5 protein-coding genes and 1 pseudogene are annotated in these 3,563 nt (G+C 61.8%); 5 read left to right on the top strand and 1 reads right to left on the bottom strand.

Annotation, left to right across the window (positions count from 1 at the left end):
• From D6877_RS03920 to D6877_RS03900, 5 genes are all read left to right on the top strand, one after another.
• Positions 1-383, top strand: a 383-nt coding sequence (locus D6877_RS03920; protein ID WP_241662847.1) for a LysR substrate-binding domain-containing protein, incomplete at its 5' end; no start/stop codon positions are given.
• 334 nt (positions 384-717) lie between these two features.
• Positions 718-1,209 carry a 5-(carboxyamino)imidazole ribonucleotide mutase gene (purE, locus tag D6877_RS03915; RefSeq protein WP_007920220.1) on the top strand — a complete coding sequence of 164 codons (492 nt, stop codon included), beginning with the start codon at positions 718-720 and terminating at the stop codon, positions 1,207-1,209.
• 10 nt (positions 1,210-1,219) lie between these two features.
• Positions 1,220-2,302, top strand: a complete 1,083-nt coding sequence (locus tag D6877_RS03910; RefSeq protein ID WP_041476593.1) for a 5-(carboxyamino)imidazole ribonucleotide synthase — start codon at positions 1,220-1,222, stop codon at positions 2,300-2,302.
• A gap of 111 nt (positions 2,303-2,413) precedes the next feature.
• Positions 2,414-2,659: a GlsB/YeaQ/YmgE family stress response membrane protein gene (locus D6877_RS03905; protein ID WP_016772475.1), complete on the top strand. Its 246-nt coding sequence runs from the start codon at positions 2,414-2,416 to the stop codon at positions 2,657-2,659.
• 93 nt (positions 2,660-2,752) lie between these two features.
• Positions 2,753-3,289 carry a DUF3299 domain-containing protein gene (locus D6877_RS03900; protein ID WP_130909917.1) on the top strand — a complete coding sequence of 179 codons (537 nt, stop codon included), beginning with the start codon at positions 2,753-2,755 and terminating at the stop codon, positions 3,287-3,289.
• An 83-nt stretch (positions 3,290-3,372) separates the two neighbouring features.
• Here D6877_RS03900 and D6877_RS03895 read toward each other — a convergent pair.
• Positions 3,373-3,563: pseudogene (locus tag D6877_RS03895) on the bottom strand (D-hexose-6-phosphate mutarotase); the annotation flags it as partial.

Raw genomic sequence — 3,563 nt, 5'->3', positions numbered from 1 at the left:
TGTGCGCGGCGGATCTGGATGGCAAACCGCTGTTCGATCTGGAAGGCGAGGCGAGCGTGCCGTTGCTGGCGTACAGCGCCGGGGCGTTTCTCGGCCGTTCGGTGAACGGCTTGCTGCGCCAGCGCCAGTTGCGCTTCACCACGATCTACGAAACCGCGATGGCCGACAGCCTGAAAAGCATGGCGCTGGAAGGCCTCGGCATTGCCTGGGTGCCGCAACTGAGCGTACGCGCAGAGTTGGCGCGCGGTGAGCTGGTGGTGTGCGGCGGCCCGCAATGGCATGTGCCGCTGGAGATTCGTTTGTACCGCTGCGCGCTGGTGCGCAAGGCCAACGTGCGGTTGCTGTGGCGCAAGCTTGAAGGCGGTGCTGCCCAAAACGCTTGAAGCTGATGAAGATCGAATGTGGGAGCGAGCCTGCTCGCGAATGCGCAGTGTCAGGCGCTGAGGTACGTCTGACACAACGCTTTCGCGAGCAGGCTCGCTCCCACAGGGGGATTTTTGCGCTGTTCTTTCGCTGACCTCAAGGTCAATAAAACCGGGCCTTTCGCTCATTTGACAGATGGTCGTTTCGGGGGCTGTTTATTGCTTTCTTTGCGGTATACTGCGCGGCCTTCGGCCGGCACGTCCGGCCATTTTTCGTACAATCAAGCCACGCAACCTGCGTGGCTTGTTGTTTTATGACGCGCCTGCGGGCGCTCCAGAGAGAAGAGGCGCGACGATGAGTGCACTGGTTGGCGTGATCATGGGCTCCAAGTCCGATTGGTCCACCCTTAGCCACACCGCCGATATGCTGGAAAAGCTCGGCATCCCGTACGAGGTCAAGGTGGTCTCTGCCCACCGCACCCCGGATCTGCTGTTCCAGTACGCCGAAGAGGCTGAAAGCCGCGGCATCGAGGTGATCATCGCCGGTGCCGGTGGCGCAGCCCACCTGCCAGGCATGTGTGCGGCCAAGACCCACCTGCCGGTGCTGGGCGTGCCGGTGCAGTCGGCCATGCTCTCGGGCGTCGATTCGCTGCTGTCGATCGTGCAGATGCCGGCCGGCATTCCGGTCGCCACCCTGGCCATCGGCAAGGCCGGCGCAATCAACGCCGCCCTGCTCTCGGCGAGCATCCTCGGCGCCAAGCATCCACAGTTCCACGCGGTGCTGAAAACCTTCCGTGCCGAGCAGACAGACAGCGTCCTGGACAATCCAGACCCACGTATTGCCTGAGGTTGTTGAGATGAAGATCGGTGTAATCGGTGGCGGCCAGTTGGGCCGCATGTTGGCCCTGGCGGGCACTCCGCTGGGCATGAACTTCGCTTTTCTCGACCCTGCGCCGGACGCTTGCGCCGCGGCGTTGGGCGAACACCTGCGGGCCGATTACGGCGATCAGGATCATCTGCGCCAACTGGCCGATGAAGTCGATCTGGTGACCTTCGAATTCGAGAGCGTCCCGGCCGAAACCGTGGCGTTTCTTTCGCAATTCGTGCCGGTCTACCCGAGCGCCGAAGCCCTGCGCATCGCTCGTGACCGCTGGTTCGAAAAGAGCATGTTCAAAGACCTCGGCATTCCGACCCCGGCCTTCGCCGACATCCAGTCGCAAGCCGACCTGGACGCCGCCGTCGCTTCGATCGGTCTGCCGGCCGTGCTGAAAACCCGCACCCTGGGTTACGACGGCAAGGGCCAGAAAGTCCTGCGCAAGCCGGAAGATGTTGCCGGTACGTTCGCCGAACTGGGCAGCGTTGCCTGCCTGCTGGAAGGCTTCGTGCCATTCACCGGCGAAGTGTCGCTGATCGCCGTGCGTGCCCGCGATGGCGAAACGAAGTTCTATCCACTGGTGCACAACACCCACGACAGCGGCATCCTCAAGCTGTCCGTCGCCAGCACCGATCACCCGTTGCAGGCGCTGGCCGAAGATTATTCCAGCCGTGTGCTCAAGCACCTCGACTACGTCGGCGTGATGGCTTTCGAGTTCTTCGAAGTCGACGGTGGCCTGAAAGCCAACGAAATCGCCCCGCGCGTGCACAACTCCGGGCACTGGACCACTGAAGGCGCCGAGTGCAGCCAGTTCGAAAACCACCTGCGTGCCGTGGCCGGCCTGCCGCTGGGTTCGACCGCCAAGGTCGGCGAGAGCGCGATGCTCAACTTCATCGGCGTAGTGCCGCCGGTGGAAAAAGTCATCGCCATCGAAGACTGCCATCTGCATCACTACGGCAAAGCTTTCAAGGCCGGACGCAAGGTCGGCCATGCCAACCTGCGCTGCGCCGACATGGCCACGCTGCAGGCGCAGATCATCAAGGTCGAAGCGCTGATCGCCGAGTAAACCAGTTTCATGTGGCAGCGGCGGAACCATTCAGGGGCCGCCGTTCTCTCATGGCAGGATGCCAAAGTCTGTCTAGGCTTTGGCATATCTACCAAATCAGAGGGAAATGCCATGGGAATTATCGGAACCATCTTTATCGGCTTGATCGTCGGCCTGCTGGCTCGGTTCCTGAAACCGGGCGATGACAGCATGGGCTGGATCATGACCATCCTGCTCGGTATCGGCGGTTCGCTGGCAGCCACCTACGGCGGCCAGGCTCTGGGCATCTATCAGGCGGGCGAGGGCGCGGGTTTCCTCGGCGCACTGGTTGGCGCTGTCGTGTTGCTGGTGATCTACGGTCTGATCAAAAAGAACTGATCGAAAGCGACAAAGCCCTCTCGGCCAGCGCGGCCGGGAGGGCTAGAATGCGCGGCGACTCACCGTCCATTCCTTTGCCTGCCGAGCACCTTCATGCGCCGTCTTCTGTTGACTCTCTTCTTGCTGGGCAGTTATCTCGCCCACGCCGGCGAACTGCCGGAAACCGACTGGCTGGAACTGATGCCCAAGTCGGATCAAAAGGCCCTCGAGGCCATGCCGGAAATCGACCACAACTCTCCCGAAGCCAGCGGCACCTTCACCGAGAAGGGCGGGATGAAACAGGCCAAGGGTCTGCCAGCGGTGATGTATTCAACGAAAACCGTGGCGTCGATGAACGACAAGCACATCCGCATCGGTGGTTACCCGGTGCCGCTGGAGTCCGATGCCAAGGGCCGCAGCACGCTGTTCTTCCTCGTTCCGTATCCCGGCGCCTGCATCCACGTGCCCCCACCGCCGCCCAATCAACTGGTGCTGGTGCGTTATCCGAAAGGGTTGAAGCTGGAGGACATCTACACACCGCTATGGGTGACCGGCACGCTGAAGATCGAAAAGGTCAGCAATGATCTGGCGGATGCAGCGTATGCGCTGGAGGCGGAGAAGGTGCGGGTGGTGGAGGAAGCTGACCTCTAAAGCAAAAGATCGCAGCCTTCGGCAGCTCCTACATTGGAATGCATTTTCCTGTAGGAGCTGCCGAAGGCTGCGATCTTTTGATCTTAAAGCGGTTTGCTGGCCACGCTAACGCCCAAGGTATGGCTCTCCCCCGGCGCCAGCGTGACGATGTCATCCATCACATTGGCCGTCTCGATGCACAGCATGCGCTGCCAGCCATCGTTGTCCATGTCCGGCAGTGCGGCGGCGCGGTCGATCCACGGGTTCCAGATCACCGCCGTGCGCGAGCCGGTAG

The organism is Pseudomonas sp. Sample_9 (assembly GCF_004307535.1).
GTDB lineage: Bacteria > Pseudomonadota > Gammaproteobacteria > Pseudomonadales > Pseudomonadaceae > Aquipseudomonas > Aquipseudomonas mercuritolerans.
The sequence above is the reverse complement of the archived record's forward strand: the minus strand, read 5'-3'. Positions and strand labels throughout refer to the sequence as shown.

Bases quoted from the DNA above. Each gene is read 5' to 3' on its own strand.
- purE (WP_007920220.1), top strand. From the start codon at position 718: ATGAGTGCACTGGTTGGCGTGATCATGGGCTCCAAGTCCGATTGGTCC.
- D6877_RS03910 (WP_041476593.1), top strand. From the start codon at position 1,220: ATGAAGATCGGTGTAATCGGTGGCGGCCAGTTGGGCCGCATGTTGGCC.
- D6877_RS03905 (WP_016772475.1), top strand. From the start codon at position 2,414: ATGGGAATTATCGGAACCATCTTTATCGGCTTGATCGTCGGCCTGCTG.
- D6877_RS03900 (WP_130909917.1), top strand. From the start codon at position 2,753: ATGCGCCGTCTTCTGTTGACTCTCTTCTTGCTGGGCAGTTATCTCGCC.